General features: G+C 59.1%; 18 protein-coding genes. 4 read left to right on the top strand and 14 right to left on the bottom strand.

The window, feature by feature from the left end; translation table 11 throughout:
• Window positions 1-116: 116 nt before the first annotated feature.
• The 9 genes from NO887_RS16200 to NO887_RS16160 form a co-directional block, all read right to left on the bottom strand.
• The gene (locus tag NO887_RS16200; RefSeq protein WP_256419251.1) at window positions 117-992 is read right to left on the bottom strand and encodes a biosurfactant protein 1; all 876 of its coding nucleotides are present in this window, start codon (window positions 990-992) and stop codon (window positions 117-119) included.
• Window positions 993-1,183: 191 nt separating this feature from the next.
• Window positions 1,184-1,735 (bottom strand): PIN domain-containing protein, encoded by a 552-nt coding sequence (locus tag NO887_RS16195; protein ID WP_256419250.1) that lies wholly within the window; start codon window positions 1,733-1,735, stop codon window positions 1,184-1,186.
• Window positions 1,728-2,357 (bottom strand): DUF7437 domain-containing protein, encoded by a 630-nt coding sequence (locus NO887_RS16190; protein ID WP_256419249.1) that lies wholly within the window; start codon window positions 2,355-2,357, stop codon window positions 1,728-1,730. The genes NO887_RS16195 and NO887_RS16190 overlap by 8 nt, the downstream gene beginning before the upstream one ends.
• A gap of 175 nt (window positions 2,358-2,532) precedes the next feature.
• Window positions 2,533-3,459 carry a transcription initiation factor IIB gene (locus tag NO887_RS16185; protein WP_256419248.1) on the bottom strand — a complete coding sequence of 309 codons (927 nt, stop codon included), beginning with the start codon at window positions 3,457-3,459 and terminating at the stop codon, window positions 2,533-2,535.
• A gap of 348 nt (window positions 3,460-3,807) precedes the next feature.
• Complete coding sequence (locus NO887_RS16180) at window positions 3,808-4,485, bottom strand: helix-turn-helix domain-containing protein (protein WP_256419247.1); 678 nt, start codon at window positions 4,483-4,485, stop codon at window positions 3,808-3,810.
• A 119-nt stretch (window positions 4,486-4,604) separates the two neighbouring features.
• Window positions 4,605-5,396: an ABC transporter ATP-binding protein gene (locus NO887_RS16175; RefSeq protein WP_256419246.1), complete on the bottom strand. Its 792-nt coding sequence runs from the start codon at window positions 5,394-5,396 to the stop codon at window positions 4,605-4,607.
• A 66-nt stretch (window positions 5,397-5,462) separates the two neighbouring features.
• Window positions 5,463-7,106, bottom strand: a complete 1,644-nt coding sequence (locus tag NO887_RS16170) for a hypothetical protein (RefSeq protein ID WP_256419245.1) — start codon at window positions 7,104-7,106, stop codon at window positions 5,463-5,465.
• A 32-nt stretch (window positions 7,107-7,138) separates the two neighbouring features.
• Entirely contained in the window at window positions 7,139-7,378 is a 240-nt protein-coding gene (locus NO887_RS16165; RefSeq protein WP_256419244.1) for a hypothetical protein, read from the bottom strand.
• 118 nt (window positions 7,379-7,496) lie between these two features.
• Window positions 7,497-7,685, bottom strand: coding sequence for a hypothetical protein (locus tag NO887_RS16160; protein WP_256419243.1), 189 nt, complete (start codon window positions 7,683-7,685; stop codon window positions 7,497-7,499).
• 98 nt (window positions 7,686-7,783) lie between these two features.
• Here NO887_RS16160 and NO887_RS16155 point away from each other — a divergent pair, with 98 nt between their 5' ends.
• Both NO887_RS16155 and NO887_RS16150 read left to right on the top strand, forming a co-directional pair.
• Entirely contained in the window at window positions 7,784-8,137 is a 354-nt protein-coding gene (locus NO887_RS16155; protein WP_256419242.1) for an ArsR/SmtB family transcription factor, read from the top strand.
• The gene (locus NO887_RS16150) at window positions 8,134-8,451 is read left to right on the top strand and encodes a DUF7521 family protein (RefSeq protein ID WP_256419241.1); all 318 of its coding nucleotides are present in this window, start codon (window positions 8,134-8,136) and stop codon (window positions 8,449-8,451) included. Before NO887_RS16155 ends, NO887_RS16150 begins: the two co-directional genes overlap by 4 nt.
• 105 nt (window positions 8,452-8,556) lie before the next feature.
• Here the strand turns inward: NO887_RS16150 and NO887_RS16145 are convergent, their stop codons facing one another.
• The 4 genes from NO887_RS16145 to NO887_RS16130 form a co-directional block, all read right to left on the bottom strand.
• Window positions 8,557-8,760, bottom strand: a complete 204-nt coding sequence (locus NO887_RS16145) for a helix-turn-helix transcriptional regulator (protein ID WP_256419240.1) — start codon at window positions 8,758-8,760, stop codon at window positions 8,557-8,559.
• A gap of 3 nt (window positions 8,761-8,763) precedes the next feature.
• Window positions 8,764-8,997, bottom strand: a complete 234-nt coding sequence (locus tag NO887_RS16140; RefSeq protein WP_256419239.1) for a DUF2178 domain-containing protein — start codon at window positions 8,995-8,997, stop codon at window positions 8,764-8,766.
• Window positions 8,998-9,171: 174 nt separating this feature from the next.
• A complete protein-coding gene (locus NO887_RS16135) occupies window positions 9,172-9,840 on the bottom strand; it encodes a hypothetical protein (RefSeq protein WP_256419238.1) in 669 nt (222 codons plus the stop codon).
• A 104-nt stretch (window positions 9,841-9,944) separates the two neighbouring features.
• Window positions 9,945-10,727, bottom strand: a complete 783-nt coding sequence (locus tag NO887_RS16130; protein ID WP_256419237.1) for a helix-turn-helix transcriptional regulator — start codon at window positions 10,725-10,727, stop codon at window positions 9,945-9,947.
• A 208-nt stretch (window positions 10,728-10,935) separates the two neighbouring features.
• On the opposite strand from NO887_RS16130, the gene NO887_RS16125 reads away from it, so the two are divergent.
• Complete coding sequence (locus NO887_RS16125; RefSeq protein WP_256419236.1) at window positions 10,936-11,331, top strand: hypothetical protein; 396 nt, start codon at window positions 10,936-10,938, stop codon at window positions 11,329-11,331.
• Window positions 11,332-11,590: 259 nt separating this feature from the next.
• Here NO887_RS16125 and NO887_RS16120 read toward each other — a convergent pair whose 3' ends face one another.
• On the bottom strand, window positions 11,591-12,487 hold the full coding sequence (locus NO887_RS16120) for a DNA-binding protein (protein WP_256419235.1): 897 nt from the start codon (window positions 12,485-12,487) through the stop codon (window positions 11,591-11,593).
• 440 nt (window positions 12,488-12,927) lie between these two features.
• On the opposite strand from NO887_RS16120, the gene NO887_RS16115 reads away from it, so the two are divergent.
• Complete coding sequence (locus NO887_RS16115; protein ID WP_256419234.1) at window positions 12,928-14,526, top strand: HEPN domain-containing protein; 1,599 nt, start codon at window positions 12,928-12,930, stop codon at window positions 14,524-14,526.
• Window positions 14,527-14,609 lie beyond the last annotated feature (83 nt).

Below are 14,609 nucleotides of genomic sequence, written 5' to 3'. Positions count from 1 at the left end.
GGTGGTCGGTATAAGCAAACGATCTCATTCCACGTTTCTACACAAGAGCGTAGTGCGTTAACCAACAAACCTCGAAGATGCCCGGTCTGTGTTGGTTAACTTGTTAGGTTGCTGCGCTACTCGGGGGCGGGCCCGTAGCGAGCCGCTCCACACACTTGGCACTTCCAGATCGGCTGTCCCGTCCACGTCTCGTCAGGGATCGATTCGTGGGACTCGAACTGGTGGTCGGTCGCTCGGCCGCAGTCCTGACAGTCGAGACGCGCCGTTGTCGGTATCGACGACGGGCGGCTGTCCGAGTCACGCTCGCCTGCTGTCGCGGTGAGCGCGATCGCTGGAACTAGCCACGCCTCGTCGTCGGCGTCGTCGACGATCTCCTTGAGGTACGACTCATCACGGATGCCGTTCCCACGATGGTCGTAGAGCCGTGTGGGTGCTTGCTGCTGGTGTTCAACCGCTCCTTGCCCGTGCCACCCTGTCCGGTCACGGGCAGCTGCGAGCAGCTGCTCACCCTCCGCTGAGTCACACTGTACCGCATCGGGAAGCGAGGGCCATTTATCGACCAGCTGCCGCGCAGGGGGTTCGTCGAGGTCGTAGATCAGGGTGTAGTCGTCGACGGCCAGCTCCGCGTTGTTCGAGGTGAGGAGGTTCGCGGCAGCCCCGCCCTTCGCGACGGCGCCGTAGAACGTGGCCGACTCGACGACAAGGTGGACGACGCCGAGGAGCGCCGTCTTCATTAACTCGTCCGTCCCAGTGACGTCGTCACAGAGATGATTTATCAGGTAGAATCGACATTTTGACTGCCCCGTGGGAATCGATGCTCCACAGGACTCGCACTCGGGGGAAGCCGCTATCGGGTCGTCTGGATAGCCCGCGTCGACGCCATCAGATCGCTGCCGCCGGGGCTTGCCACTACTGTCGAGTTGGTCGTCGGGAACGTGGGTCGCTTCGCCGAGCGGACGGAGGGCCTCGTAGTCGTCGTACTGGTTGGTCATGAATGGTCTGGCCGTAGCATGCTTCGTCTTCAGGTATAAACAATAGCTCTCGCATCAACTATCATACAGACAGAGGGTGTCGTAGAACGATTCGCATACCTTCTCCGCGATTCTCCGACGAACGATAAGTACAAGCTCTAAGCCGAGTACGGACGGTAGTCCTTCGAGGGCGAGATACCCGAATATATGCCTCAGTCGTACTGATAGTGTTCCATGTACTCGACACCGTCCCAGATACTGAGTACGCGGATGCGACCGTCGTAGTACGTGTTGGTGATCACTCCGGATATCGCTCGTTCAGCGTTCCGGTCGTCGATGAGAATCCCCACAGACTCATGCGCGGTTGACCCAAGGAGCAGTACGGCAGCTGCTGGGAGTTCTGAATCGGTCTTCCGCAATTCATCCGGGTCTGTCTGCTCGAACTCCGCCAGTCGTTCGTGAACACGATCCATGACCTCCCCGGCACGCGGCCCGTCGTGAACACGGACGCCCGGCTGGACAGCGTCAAGGAGCGTAATCCACTCCGTCGTCTCGGCACGGTCAACCCAGTCAATGCTGATGTATCCCTGTTGCTCCGAAACCTCTTCGACGACACCCGGAGTCAGATAGAGGTGGACGCCCTCTGCTTTGACGTACTGAATGAAGGTCTGATAGGCATCACTCTCAGTTCCTCCGATGGTTCGGAGGAAGCTCGTATCGAGAACCAGAGCCGTTGGAAACGGCGACGGATGAGCTTCACTCATCGGCGCGCTGGTATGGTCCCTGTTCGAGTGCCCGCTCGTGAACGTCCACCTCGAAGGCCACGTCGCTGAGCGTCGGGTCGAAGTTCTTCACGACGGCAAGGACCCGCTCGATCGCTTGCGTCACCGCGATGGCCTCGACAGCGGGGACGCCGAGGTCGTCGGCAACACCGCGACGGGTCGTCTCACCCTCTAGGTAGGCAATCGTGGCCATCACCGCCGGTGCAAGCGCCGCCTTCCCGTGGCGATCAACGTAGAGTCCGAGGTCGTCGTCAACGCTGGTTGCGCCGTAGACGGCGATGATGGCAGGCCCGAATTCGAGGGTGATCTCATCGGTCCAATCGCCGCTCACTGGGTCGGCACGCCAGAGCGCTGAACCGTCCTCGTATTCGTCCAGTTCCTCCGCGACGCCCAACTCCGCCAGCATGTTGGCGTACTTGTACGCGGTACTCTTCGAGAAGTCCTGACGCTCACGGGCCGCGGTAATCGTCGTCGGGGAGTTGATGAGGAGGTCCGTGTAGAAGCGGGCGAGTTCGGGGGTACCGAGTAATTCCTGGATGACGAAAAACCGGTGGGCAGTGTGTCCCGCATCCGGTGGCTGAACAGAGGCTGGTGCGTCCGACATAGTCTATAGTACGCGAACTATGTACTAAGAGTTTGGGGTGTAGTTCAAGACGATGATTCGGTGTGCAGGCAGACCTACTTATCAGCGTGTTCACTGTATAGATAGATGAAATCAACTTCGTTGAAAGCGTTCTATGACATCCTTTACAGACAGCCGAAAATCAACAGCGTGGGCGTTACACAGCCAGTTCGTCCAGCGCGTCGCAGTGGGTCCGCACGGTGACCATCGAGACGTCCGCAACGTCGGCGACGTCCGACTGGGTGAGCAACTGGCCTCGTTCGTGGCCTGCCTTGTACAGACAGGCTGCGGCGAACCCGGACGGCTGAACCCCCGTCGTTGCCTCGGTCGATTCGGATGCGTCCGCCAACTGCCGGGCCCGCTGCCGGATCTGATCGGAGACATCGAGCTCCGAGGCCAACCGCGGAACGAACGCACTCGGCGTCACGGGCTGGGCCGGCAGGCCAAGCTCCGTATTCAGCGTTTTGTACGCGTTCATCACCCGCGACTGCTCGACGCGCGCTGGATCAGTGACGCCCTCGAGCGTTCGCGACAGCCCGTTGCACCGACACGCGCCGTAGACGCTCGCCGCAGCCATCGCTTCGATGGACCGCCCGCGGAGGAGGTCCTCGGTTTGAGCACTGCGGAAGAGCTGACAGGCCTGGTCACGGATCGACTCGGACAGCTCGAGCCTGCTTACGATCCGGCGGACTTCACTGAGCCCGTGTGCGAGGTTGCGCTCTGCTTTCGACTGGAACCGCCCACGAGATTGTTCACGCCGCATCCGAGTCAGCCGCCGTCGCTTCTGTCCGGAGAGTTCGTTGCCATTCGCGTCGGCCCCGCGCCCGATCTCCGTCGATAGCCCCCGGTCGTGCCGCGTCGGCGTCAACGGCGCGCCCGTGCGTTCTCGCTCGTCTTTGTCGAAGCTTCGCCACTCTGGCCCGTGGTCGATTTGATGCTCGTCGACGACGAGCCCACAGTCCTCGCAGACGGTTTCAACCGCATTGGTGGTGACCCGGCCATCGCACTCGGGACATTGGTTCGCGTCACTCTCGGTCTGGACGTTTTCGTCGAACGTCGTCTCGTAGATGTCTCTGGTTGCCATGATAGCTCACGAGGGACAACGCAAATCGCGTCTCTCGGAATGCCCTCACCCGTTAAGGGGCAAACAAACACCCAGCGGGACGGTGCCGACACCGGTGGGTTGCAGTGGCGAAAGCCCGGCAGCGGTCTCGTGAGCGGAGCGAACGAGGCCTCTTCGGACGCAGTCCGACGGCGAACGGCGCGCAGCGCCGTGAGCAGCCCGGACCGTGGAGGTGGTGGGAGGTGGCGGTGACTGCGTACACACCAGCAAAAAAGGGGGCTCCGCCCCGGCTATTCCCACCAGCGGCCGCGCTCTAGGAATTCGATCCGACTCCAGCGATCATCAATACGAATCGCTGTCCACCATGAATTAGCGCCGGAACGGGCGTGCCAGTCGTCGCAGAATGCGTTTTCCGTTCGAGCGGACAAACGCGAGGCCACCGACTTTCGACTCGTCGAGGGCGTACCGTTTGGCATCATCGCCCGTGCCGGCATTGACTCGATAGATCATGCCGTCGTCGGTACCGACATCGAGCGCCTCACGGACGCGTGATTCAGTCAAATCGCACGCATCGGCGAGCTCGGCGACGGTCTTCGGTTCCTGTTTCAGTTCCTCGACGACGAGGTGCGCGTGGTTCATCACCAGCATCACCTCGCTGGCGGTCATGTCGTCGGGCGAGTCGCTGTCCGTCTCCTCGGCGAAGTCCGCACGGGCATCGAAGAGGAACCAGACACCGATGAGCGCAGTCAGCGCCGGAAACCATGCCGGGCCGCCCGTTCCGGCGGCAGCGGTGAGTTCCCAGCTGAGCCATCCAAGACTGGCGATCGTGATGAACGCGCCGAGGCCAACGCCCACCCAGCGACTATCGACGGTGGGCGTCTCTCTGAGAATCGAGATGGTCTCCACGAACGCGAGGCCGAGAGCGATGGCGAAAACTGTCCCGATGTTCTGGGTGACGCCGTAGACGAGGGCGAGAAACGCGACGACCGCGAGCACGTATCGGCCCGTGAGCTGTTCACGGGCGGTACGACCGATACTGGAGACCATACGTGCATAACAGTCAGGAGTCCCAATAGGGTACTGGTCGAACACGTTCTCACTAACCGGGAGAGTTCTCGCCCATCGAACGTTCCGCAGTGAGCATGAATTGGAGCGGGTGGATTGCGTCACTCAGACTGCCGCATCCCGGTATCGGGTGCGGATTCGTTGGTTTCGTAGGCGTCCTCGGTCGTGACGTCGAGGAAGACATCTTCGAGCGTGCTGTCTCCACCGGTTTCGAGTCGGTCGGTGAGTTCCTCGGGTGGGCCTTCCGCGACCAGTTCACCCTCGTAGAGGATGCCGACTTCGGTCGCGAGGTCCGCCACCACGGGGAGGATGTGCGTCGAGAGGAAGACCGTCGTGTCGCCAGCAGCCAGTTCGGTGATCGTATCGCGTACTGTCCGGGCGGCTCGCGGGTCGAGCCCGCTGGTCGGTTCGTCGAGGATGACCACGTCGGGGTCGTGCATCAGTGCCTGAATCAGGCCGGTCTTCTGTTTCATCCCCTTCGAGTACGTCGAGATCCGGCTATCGGCGTCAGCGGCGAGGTCGAAGCGGTCGAGTAACTCCTCGATTCGGCTCTTGATATCGGTCGGTTCCATGTCACGGAGACCGCCGTGGTATTCGAGCTGTTCGCGGGCAGTGAGCTCGTCGTAGATTGGCGGTGATTCGGGGAGATAGCCGATATGTGGAATAACGGCCGTTCGGTCAGTAATCGGCTGCCCCACGATTGCTCCCGTCCCGTTGGTTGGTTGCGTAAGCGCCGTCAGCATCTGGATCGTGGTGGTCTTGCCGGCACCGTTCGGCCCAAGAAACCCGTAAATCGACCCGCGAGGGATGTCGAGGTTGAGGTCCGAAACGGCCGTGGTGTCCCCGTACTGTTTCGTGAGCCCGTCCGTGCTGATCGAGAGTGAGTCGTTCATTGGCTGTGTCGGAGTGGTGATTTCGCCTGGGAAGTTCGTTGTATAGTTGTGTATTCGTTCGCGTGATCACGATAGCGTATACTGATCGAATCGTCGTACTGCCCGCTGATACGTGATGATCGAGATGCCGCCAGCGAGGAGGGTCGTCACGACGAGTGAGCCGACGCGAACGACGACCGAAGGGACGCCGACCATCGTCGACCCGGACTCGAACACGACCGGGAGATAGCCACAAACTGCCGGCAGACAGACGAGTGCCAGTAGCCCCAGCAGGGAGCCCATTCTGAGGAATCCCGCGCTCCCGACCTCCGCGTACATCGTCACACTCGTGAGCGGGACCGGGGCCGGCACCAGCTCGCGGGACGAGACACGCATTCCGATCACGGCGGCGACGGCGACGCCACAGATGCTGAGGACGCCACCGGTGAGGCCCAGCGCCACCGCTTCGAGGTTGCCTACTGGGGAACCTGCTTGGGTTGCCAGTAGGAGCGTCCCGAGAGTGGTGACCGGCGTTCCGATGGCTACCCCGGAGAGCATCGTTCCGCGGACGAACTGGTCGCCCGTGATTGTCGTGAGCGTCATCGGGAGCGAGGAATACTCGGTCGAGATCGGCTGCATCCCGAACGCGAATCCAGTACCGGTAGCAAAGAGAAATGCGAACAGTATCGGGGCGAGCAATGCACCACCGGCCGCGAGCGCCGGAAAGAGGACGAACAACACGATCAAGGGAAGGTAGCCCACCATCAGGAGCGCCTGCGGGACGCGCCGTTCCTGGAGCCACCGTTTCCGAGCGACTGTTAACACGGGCCGTGAGACGTGGCCGGCGAACAGTCGCTCCGCGAGTCCAGCACCGACGAGCGACCGCGAGCGGTGCAAGACTGCGGCACTGACCGGCTCCGTCTCCCAGACGCGGGTCGCCAGTACGGTGGTCACGACAGTCAGCACGGGGAGTCCGGTGACGACCAGCGCGAGCGCACCGAGCCCACGGAGCCAGCCTTCCGGTCCCGCTGGCGACCCCAGTAGTCCGAGGTCGACGAACCACGCTGGGGGCATCGCGGACCCCAGCCGTCCCAGGACGCCACCCGTCAGGAGGTCTCCGCCGACTGTCGACCAGCCGACGATGACCAGAAAGAACCCAATCACGACGAAGACGTTCTTGTACCGGCGGAATCGCGGTGAACGCGTCGTGAGGAGTTCGATGGCGAAACTGAGACAGACCCCGACGAGTGCAGTGAGCGCGAACAGCCCAGCGACAGCGACGAGGAGCGTAAGGACAGTCACCGGGGATCCGACTCCAACGGCAAAGCCAACCGTCACACTGACCGCGGTGGGAGCGATTCGGACGGCAGTCCGTCTGGCGACGGCCAGCACCACGCCGAGAACGACCGCACGCGCCGACACCGTCGTCAGGAGATGGTCGGTGTTGAGGCGTTCAGCGAGCCGTGACGTCCGCTGGACGATTCCGACGAGCACCGCGAGAACCCCACCCGTTGCAACCAGATACAGCGTATCGAGCGGGAGCGTCGCCTGCCCGGATCGAACCATCGTTCCGAAGCCGTACGCGGCGATACCGCTGCCGATTGCGAGTCCGACGACGACGAGGACGACGAGCGCCCGAAGGACCGACGAGTGCGCGAGTTGCCGTCGGCTCCGCGTGGCCTCGATTCGGGCGATCTGGCGGCTGTGTCGGAGCAACGATTTCCTATTCACGACGACTCACCTAGTAGCTACGTATCTACTCCTCAGTCTCCCGATGCAAAAAGCCGGTTCCAGACGACGTCCGAGAGCGTCAGACCGAGATAGCCACCGACGGTGATGCCGAGGAAGGGGGCGACCGCATCGGAGACCGTGTCGACCCCCACCAGTACGTCGATCCCGGCGAGGTCGAGCGCGATGACGATGAGTGCCAACACAACCAGTGAGATAAATCGCTGTGGATCGACGATAGTGCGATCCTTGGAGAGCCATTTGCCAGCGGGCACGTCCGCTGGTTGGTAGCGTGTTCGTATAACAGCATGGCTTGGCCACTCATTCGCGCCGCGGTGAATTCACCGCCATCCGGGAGTTCGGGATACTCCGCCGCCGAAGACATCGGAAACATTACGTATTCCGTCGAATCGTGATGAGTACTGCGGCAATCGCTGCGATCGCGCCGATGGCGAGGGGAACTGGCTGGTTGGGAAATGCACCCCATTCCCAGTCGAAGAGAACGGAGCCACCGACGGCGATGACGACCACGATGAGGCCGAGTATGGTGCCGATCGTCGAAGTATCGCGTTTGGGGAGCATACGAAACGACTACCAGCCCACGGTATAAACAGAAACTGTACGACTCCAAGACGTGGAACTGTGGATTCCCGTTTATCCTGCTAGCTGGGGAAGATTGCATGGAACGAGTGGATGAGGACGTCCGTGATATCGGTGCACTGCTGGCCGACGAGACCACCCAGCAGATTCTCATCGAAACGACGACGGAACCGATGTCTGCAGACGAACTGAGCGACGCCTGTGACGTCTCGCCACAGACCGTCTACCGGCGACTGGAGGATCTGATCGAATACGACATGATCACCGAAGAGCTCGAACTAGACGACGACGGCCATCACTACAAGGTATACACTGCGACGCTCGACCGCGTCGTCATCGCATTGACGTCGGACGGATTCACCCTTACTCTCTCACTTCGTGAGCGGATGGCCGCTCGCTTCACACAGTTCGTCGACGAGGTGCGTGACCGATGATCCCGCTCCAGTTGAGTCCGAGTCTCCAGTCCCAGATCGCGTTCGTCCTCACGGTCACGTCGACGCTTCTCGGGCTTGCGGTGGGCTATCTCGCGCTGCGTGGGTACTGGCAGAGCCGACAACGACCGATGCTGTTCATCGCCGTTGGGTTCTTCCTCGTCTTCTGGACGCCGGTACTCCTCGTCGCCGGCCCGTATCTCGTCCCGCTCGTCGGTCCATTCGTCTACGGAATGCTGGGGGAGATCAGCCAGATTGTCGGTCTTCTATGTATTCTGTACGGCTTGCGGATGCCCTATTTACAGCGCAACTCGTAACGGGGTACTCGGTTAGAGTTTCGAGGGGACATAGAACAGTTCCGCGATAGCCTCTGCGACTATCTGCAGAATTGTCAGCAAAAAGACAAGTATTACAGTTGGAGACTATCCCTCGGTCGTAGGCGCTTCAAAGATATCCTCAATAGAGCAGTCGAAGTATTCCGCAAGGTGGAAGGCAAGTTCGAGACTTGGATTATAGCGGCCTGCTTCAATTGCGCCAATCGTCTGCCGAGACACATCAACGGCCTCCGCGAGGTCACTCTGTGTCAATTCGTGTCTCGCTCGTCGCACTTTGAGGTCGTTCTCCATCGGTCACATCTTCCGAGTATAGTACAGTCCCGCCCCAAAGTAGACTATCCACCCGAGAACGAACCCTGCGATTTCGAGACGGATGGCTCCAAGGTTTGTGAATCCGTTCTCAATAATGTGCATAACGATAATCGCTAAAAGGAGTGCTGAAAGGGCTGTATAAGCCAACATCGCGGCACGGCCACCAATTTTCTGTGACCGTTCATCTTCTCTCCCGATAAAGGGCAGGTCTGACATCGTGTAAAAGTATATTTACTCAATGTTAATAAGACTTTCCACTAACTGGCTCTGAAGAACTTGACATTACCTCAACCATAGCGGTCAATTCGCAACCGTTCTTATCGAACGGTTCACCGGTGAAGTCAGTTTACTCAATACTGTGGGCACTTCTACAATATCCGTCGAATCTCTCTACACAGTAGCGGCGACCCGGCGAAACGGGCGGAGGGCCCGGCGCGGGAGCCAGACGAAGAACTCGACGATGGGAGTTAGCCGTCCCCATCGGGAAGCGTCTGCACGATACTGATTTGCTGTTTGCTCAATACGCCCGTCGCTTTCCAGAAACCCAAGCGCACGTTCGACGCGTGATTCGGTGAGGTCAAGCTCGGTCGCAAGTTCCTCGGTGGTCTGTGGTTCCGGGGCGTTTTTGAGCGCTTGATACACGCCGTTCAGCGTCTGCATTCGAAGCATCGTTTCACCCAACTCGTCGTCGAAGTCGGACACGTACTCGTGCGTGGTCTCGGACGCTCCGTATCGAATCGTTGTCGCGCCATCGAAGACGAACCAGAGCCCGGCGAGGGCCAAGAGCCCACCGACCCACGGAGTAAGGTCGACGACAGCCAGATAGATGCCTGCAATGACGAGCGAACCCCCGTAGAAGAGCCAGTTCGTCCCCCCCGGGGAGGCCGTACCCTCGTCGAGAGCGTCGTGTGCCATCACCGCCGTGAATATGAACGCTATCGGGACCACTGTCCGGAGCGTCATCTCCGTGAACCGCACGAGTACGACAAGTACGGCAGCTGTGCCGACGACAGTTCGGAGAATCTCGTTCTCGGACAGTAATGCGATGCGGGAGACCATCTGCTACGTTCGACGGTTGGGGTAGCGTCGTATAACAGCACGCATCGTGCAGTTTTCGACGGGTGGTGAATTCACCGCCAGTCGCGAAGCCGGTTGCCTCTGCGCTACATGTCCGGCACAGATACCGGTCGGGCGTTCTCACGGTAGTGCTCGTACTGTGCCTGTGCCCATTGAACCGCGCTATCAGCGTCGTTGACGAGGACACCGGCGACGCCACCGGTCTCGTACACCGTGATGCCTGCGTACGATTCGTCGGGGGTGTCCATCAGCCAGAGTGCGTACGGAAGCGCACCGTCCGATTCGTGGAGTGTGAGGTCGTCCATGTCGGACAGTGATTCGTCGCTCAGGCTCGGGATGTCAGGTAACGTGGAAAGAACGTCCGACTCGGCGACGATCTCGACCGTGAGGTCACTCTCCGCGAGTCGCTTCGAGATGAGATCCGGGTAGAGATTCAGGACGACCGGAGCGAGGCCGCGAAGACGTGTTGCTTGCTCGAAGATATCGATAGTCGGCACGAGCGCCTGGTCGGGGGCGTGGTCGGCGGCCATCGTGACCGTCGCACCGTCGAGGAGACGCACATCGAGTGCGGTGTCCGCTGGCAAGTGATTGACGAGGTCAGTCGTTTCCTGTACGGCGTGGGCCGCCTCTCGGTAGTGTGTCTGCTCACGGAGCGCGAGCCGGCCGGTTGTCGTGGCGCGGTACTGTCCGTTCTCGGCTGTAACACAATCGATGTCGGTCAGGTCGTCGATCGCACGGTCGACAGTTGACCGGGAGCGTTCTAACTCATTGACCAGTTCTGGTTTCGTAGCTGGCGCGTCAGCGAGACGGGAGAGTGTCCCGTACCGCCGTTCGAGGACACGCCGAAATCGCTCGTCGAAGTCCGTCATATGGTACCGTTCTTGGGGAGTACGAAAATGAATGGTGTTGTTTCGACCTGCGCTGTTGGGGCGAAGACGCCGACTGAGAGCGCTCAGAAGAGTAGGCGATGGCCGAGACGCGGATTGCGGTTCGAGTTCGTGATTCGAGAGTTCTCCCAATTCGTGGGCAGTGTTCCGAGCGAAGACGGTAACACACCGCCGACCGTACTTCCTCGCAATGTCAGAAACGAGTACAGTGGTCACGATTCGAAGCTGGGCCACGGCACAGCGCCAGGTGGCGATTCTCGCGGCGATTATCGTCGCTATTCCGACGACGTATGGGTTCCAATCGGCCGTTGACGGTGATGCGTTCGCGGGGAGTTTCTTCCTGTTGATGACGTTGGCAGTCGGTGTTCCATCGGCCTACGACGACTACTGGCCCCACTACGACCAGACGTCGAAGGCAGTCGCGTGGGTACTCGCTGCCTGTGCGGTCGCGGCAGTCGAATTCACCGCACTGTATCTCGCGGGGACGGCGCTCATCGATATCTCGTGGGTGGCTCCAGTCGGCGCCTTCTCCGTCACGTACCTCGGGAATCTTGCGGTACTTGCCGCCTGGCAGCGGTGCAGGTGAGCCGGAACAGGTCGCGGTTTGCAGGTGTTAGGTACCACTACCGATGCCTGATTTTGCGCAAATCAGTTAGTACAGATACTGCGTGTATTTCCGGAATGGTTGTGGCTGCGCGCGCAGCGAAGTCCTCGTGAGCATCGCGAACGAGGGCATGTGAGACGAGCAAATGCGAGTCTCACGGAGCGAGCACGGAGCGGAGGGTGGGGGCGGCGGGGCCTGGGTCGGTTCGGCACGTAGCAAAAAAAGGGGCGCGTCGCCCCGGCTATTCCCACCAGCGGCCGCGTTCTGGGAACATAACGGTGCTCCACCCGGTCACGGCCAGTGAGACGCGTCCCTCGTACCAGTTCCGGGCTACCTTGTGAATACGCACCTGCTCGCCTTCCTCAATCCACGGCGCATCCGACTTCTCCCAGATCGTCACCTTCGTTTTTCCACTGTCGTCCGCGATCAGCCCGACTTGCGCGATGGCTGGTGAGTCACTATCCCAGAGCACCTCGACCCGACCTTCGATGCTCACCTCTTTGCGATTGACATCCTCGATCTTCCCGATGGGAATCACCGTCCCAGGTGCCGTCTGCAGCTTCTCGAACACCCCGACGACCGCACTCGTCAGGTCTTTCCCACCGACGACGGCTTCACCCAGCCGCCGGCCAATCGCTGCTCGCGACCAGCCATCCAGCTGCTCGGCCAACCGCATCGACTGTTCGTTCACAGCCGCCAACTGTTCCTGTTCGAGCTCTGCACGGGGATCAGCCCGCTCCGGGTCCGCTATCGGATTCACGCTCGCCGCCCGCTTCTGGAACTCCACACGCCGCTCAGCGCTCCGTTTCGCCGCGATATCTCGCGTCCGTTGTTCTCGACCGTCCTGCGTCCCCAGTTCCGCCTGAGCACTGATGTGCTCCAGTTCGGCTTCCCGCGCCTGAATGCGCTCCTCCTGTTCGAGGGTCACACCGTGAATTCGGTCTTCGCTCGTGTCCGCGATCCCGTCCGGGTGGTTCGCATCCACTTTCGCCTGCGTTTCCTCTTCGACCGTCGCCTCGAACTCGGGTGTCTCGTCGACGACCGGGAAGCCCTCTTCATCGACTGCCTCGTCTTCCGCTTGTTCGAACGCCTGTTCATCGACCGTAACGACCTTGCGACTGGAGTTAGTACTAGACATTGGTACTCACTTGTACCCTTGAAGGCGCTCACGCGCCCGACACCGCGATGCTCCAACATCGCGGATTTCCTCGATGACAACCCGACAGACCCATCTGTGCGCTCTCGCTCGCGCCTTCGCGAGCGCCCTACCGGGCGCGAGCGAGAGCGCACCTCAGGGAGGCCACCCAACCAGCACCGCGCGCCGACCCGCCCGGAGCGAGCGGCCAGCGGAGAAAGCGTGGGGGGTGAGCAGCTACGCCGCGCAACCCCTCGCGCTTACCCGCTGGCGTCGAGACCAGATTCACTTTAGCCCGGAACGGGCGCGGGCGGTGCGGAGAGCGCCCGCACGCCCGGAATGGTCGGTCGCGAGCGACGCGGAGGGCGGCAGCGGCGAGCGGGGCGGGCCGTATCGCACACCGAGGGGGTTGAAGTTCTGTCAGACGTAACTATCTCTGAAGAATGAGCGTCGCTTGGGATAGTCCAGATCTTGACATAGCTGAACTTGTGGACTTAATTGTCGAGTGTTTTGATGAAGAAAGTGATTCGGCCAAGATTTCTGGATCAGAAAACGTTCGACGTTTTGAACAGTTGATGCCTATTCTAGTAGAACGAATAGAGGAAGACCTGATTGAGTACAATATTTCCTCAAACCACACCCAGAGCGAACTTCGTGAATTCTTGGACGGGCTTAAGCCCAAAGCTGATCCAGGTGAATACTTTCCCGAAAATTTCGAAGAGTTCAAGCAGCAAATTCGTGCTATCAAGAGCGAAGACTACACAATTGCATTTCCTCTAAATCTTAACTTCTCACCCGGGAGAAAACGGGAGGAACTGACCGCGCTAGGCTATCGAATCGAACGAGTACCTCGTCGGGAGTGGATTTCTCAATTCGAAGAAGTGGCCGAGGAAGCGGAAGAAGAGAAGCACCAACGTCCGAGTGACGATCCACTTTCGAGTTTTATGGCTGAGTCTCCGAATGAGTTCCGCCGAAATTATACCTATTGGAAGTTCAATATCGAAGCACGCGATCAAAACTTTGCCATCGACCAATTGGAGATAGTCCTTGAGTATCTCCTAGGCAAGTTAAATTTCGCTGCTCACTCAGGTACCACAGAGGGAATAAGCATAGATAATTCGTTTTGGCCTTCTGGCTGGAGTGATCTTAAACTTCCTTTCATTTATTTCGTTTTTGAGGGAGATGAGTACACGCAATTCTACTACAGCGAGGATTTCACACCAAGAGATAAGTTCTCTGTTCATAGCATCCGCCGATCTCAGTTCGACCGATATCTCGACGAATTCCCAGAGCCGGAACAACCGTATAATGACATTGAAGAAACATTTGTAAATGCTGTTAGAACCTTCCAAACCGCCATCTCAGAACCCAGCCGCGAGGATTCATTTCTAGAGTATTGGCGATGCGCCGAGCAACTCACGCTAGCTGATGAAGATGATGATATGAAAACGGTGATTCAACGTGCAGCGGCGCCCTTAGAACATGAAAACCCTCAGTTATTCCAGTTTAGGCTTCAGCGTGCTAGAAAAAAGCGTAACAAATTGGTGCATGAGGGCCCGGATGTCTCGATCGATAAAGAAGATCAGAACAGGCTGAAATCTGTTCTAGATCATCTTATTGATCTCTACATCGAAAAATTCGATGACTGGGATACAAAGGACTTCGAGTTTTACTTAGACAATGTTGGCGTCGATGCCGGGAATCTCAAACAAAAAAGATCTGAACTATTTGACCAGATCGAGATTCTAGAGGAGGTTATTGAAGCAAAAGAATACGAACCGGAGGGACTGCAAAAAATCCTGCTAGATTGGGCTCGTCATGAGAATGAGTTAGAGGGAGCTGAGTTCTTGGATCCTCTCGGATTTTATATTCCTGTTTTCGGTGTTGGTAACGATGATTCGGACCTTATGGTGATCGATCGCTCTCCGGTATATCCACTTGGCGAAGATACAGACCCCATAAGAGAGCGATCACGTGTTCGCGGTCCAAGGCCTAACATCAGTACCTCGCAAAGCCTGTTAGTTGAGAGGTCTGCTTGTTGAAGTGTGTCCAAACACCACCAAGCAGACGATGAAATCCACGAAGACCAGCTTCTTAACTTTCTCGTCAACGCGCTCACCGGTTC

The sequence above is a fragment of the Halorubrum laminariae genome (genome assembly GCF_024494655.1).
In the GTDB taxonomy this organism is placed as follows: domain Archaea; phylum Halobacteriota; class Halobacteria; order Halobacteriales; family Haloferacaceae; genus Halorubrum; species Halorubrum laminariae.
The sequence above is the reverse complement of the archived record's forward strand: the minus strand, read 5'-3'. Positions and strand labels throughout refer to the sequence as shown.

Coding starts and splice junctions, on each gene's coding strand:
- NO887_RS16125 (WP_256419236.1), top strand. CDS start 10,936: ATGTCAGAAACGAGTACAGTGGTCACGATTCGAAGCTGGGCCACGGCA.
- NO887_RS16195 (WP_256419250.1), bottom strand. CDS start 1,735: ATGAGTGAAGCTCATCCGTCGCCGTTTCCAACGGCTCTGGTTCTCGAT.
- NO887_RS16160 (WP_256419243.1), bottom strand. CDS start 7,685: ATGCTCCCCAAACGCGATACTTCGACGATCGGCACCATACTCGGCCTC.
- NO887_RS16150 (WP_256419241.1), top strand. CDS start 8,134: ATGATCCCGCTCCAGTTGAGTCCGAGTCTCCAGTCCCAGATCGCGTTC.
- NO887_RS16145 (WP_256419240.1), bottom strand. CDS start 8,760: ATGGAGAACGACCTCAAAGTGCGACGAGCGAGACACGAATTGACACAG.
- NO887_RS16130 (WP_256419237.1), bottom strand. CDS start 10,727: ATGACGGACTTCGACGAGCGATTTCGGCGTGTCCTCGAACGGCGGTAC.
- NO887_RS16140 (WP_256419239.1), bottom strand. CDS start 8,997: ATGTCAGACCTGCCCTTTATCGGGAGAGAAGATGAACGGTCACAGAAA.
- NO887_RS16120 (WP_256419235.1), bottom strand. CDS start 12,487: ATGTCTAGTACTAACTCCAGTCGCAAGGTCGTTACGGTCGATGAACAG.
- NO887_RS16155 (WP_256419242.1), top strand. CDS start 7,784: ATGGAACGAGTGGATGAGGACGTCCGTGATATCGGTGCACTGCTGGCC.
- NO887_RS16115 (WP_256419234.1), top strand. CDS start 12,928: ATGAGCGTCGCTTGGGATAGTCCAGATCTTGACATAGCTGAACTTGTG.
- NO887_RS16190 (WP_256419249.1), bottom strand. CDS start 2,357: ATGTCGGACGCACCAGCCTCTGTTCAGCCACCGGATGCGGGACACACT.
- NO887_RS16185 (WP_256419248.1), bottom strand. CDS start 3,459: ATGGCAACCAGAGACATCTACGAGACGACGTTCGACGAAAACGTCCAG.
- NO887_RS16180 (WP_256419247.1), bottom strand. CDS start 4,485: ATGGTCTCCAGTATCGGTCGTACCGCCCGTGAACAGCTCACGGGCCGA.
- NO887_RS16200 (WP_256419251.1), bottom strand. CDS start 992: ATGACCAACCAGTACGACGACTACGAGGCCCTCCGTCCGCTCGGCGAA.
- NO887_RS16135 (WP_256419238.1), bottom strand. CDS start 9,840: ATGGTCTCCCGCATCGCATTACTGTCCGAGAACGAGATTCTCCGAACT.
- NO887_RS16175 (WP_256419246.1), bottom strand. CDS start 5,396: ATGAACGACTCACTCTCGATCAGCACGGACGGGCTCACGAAACAGTAC.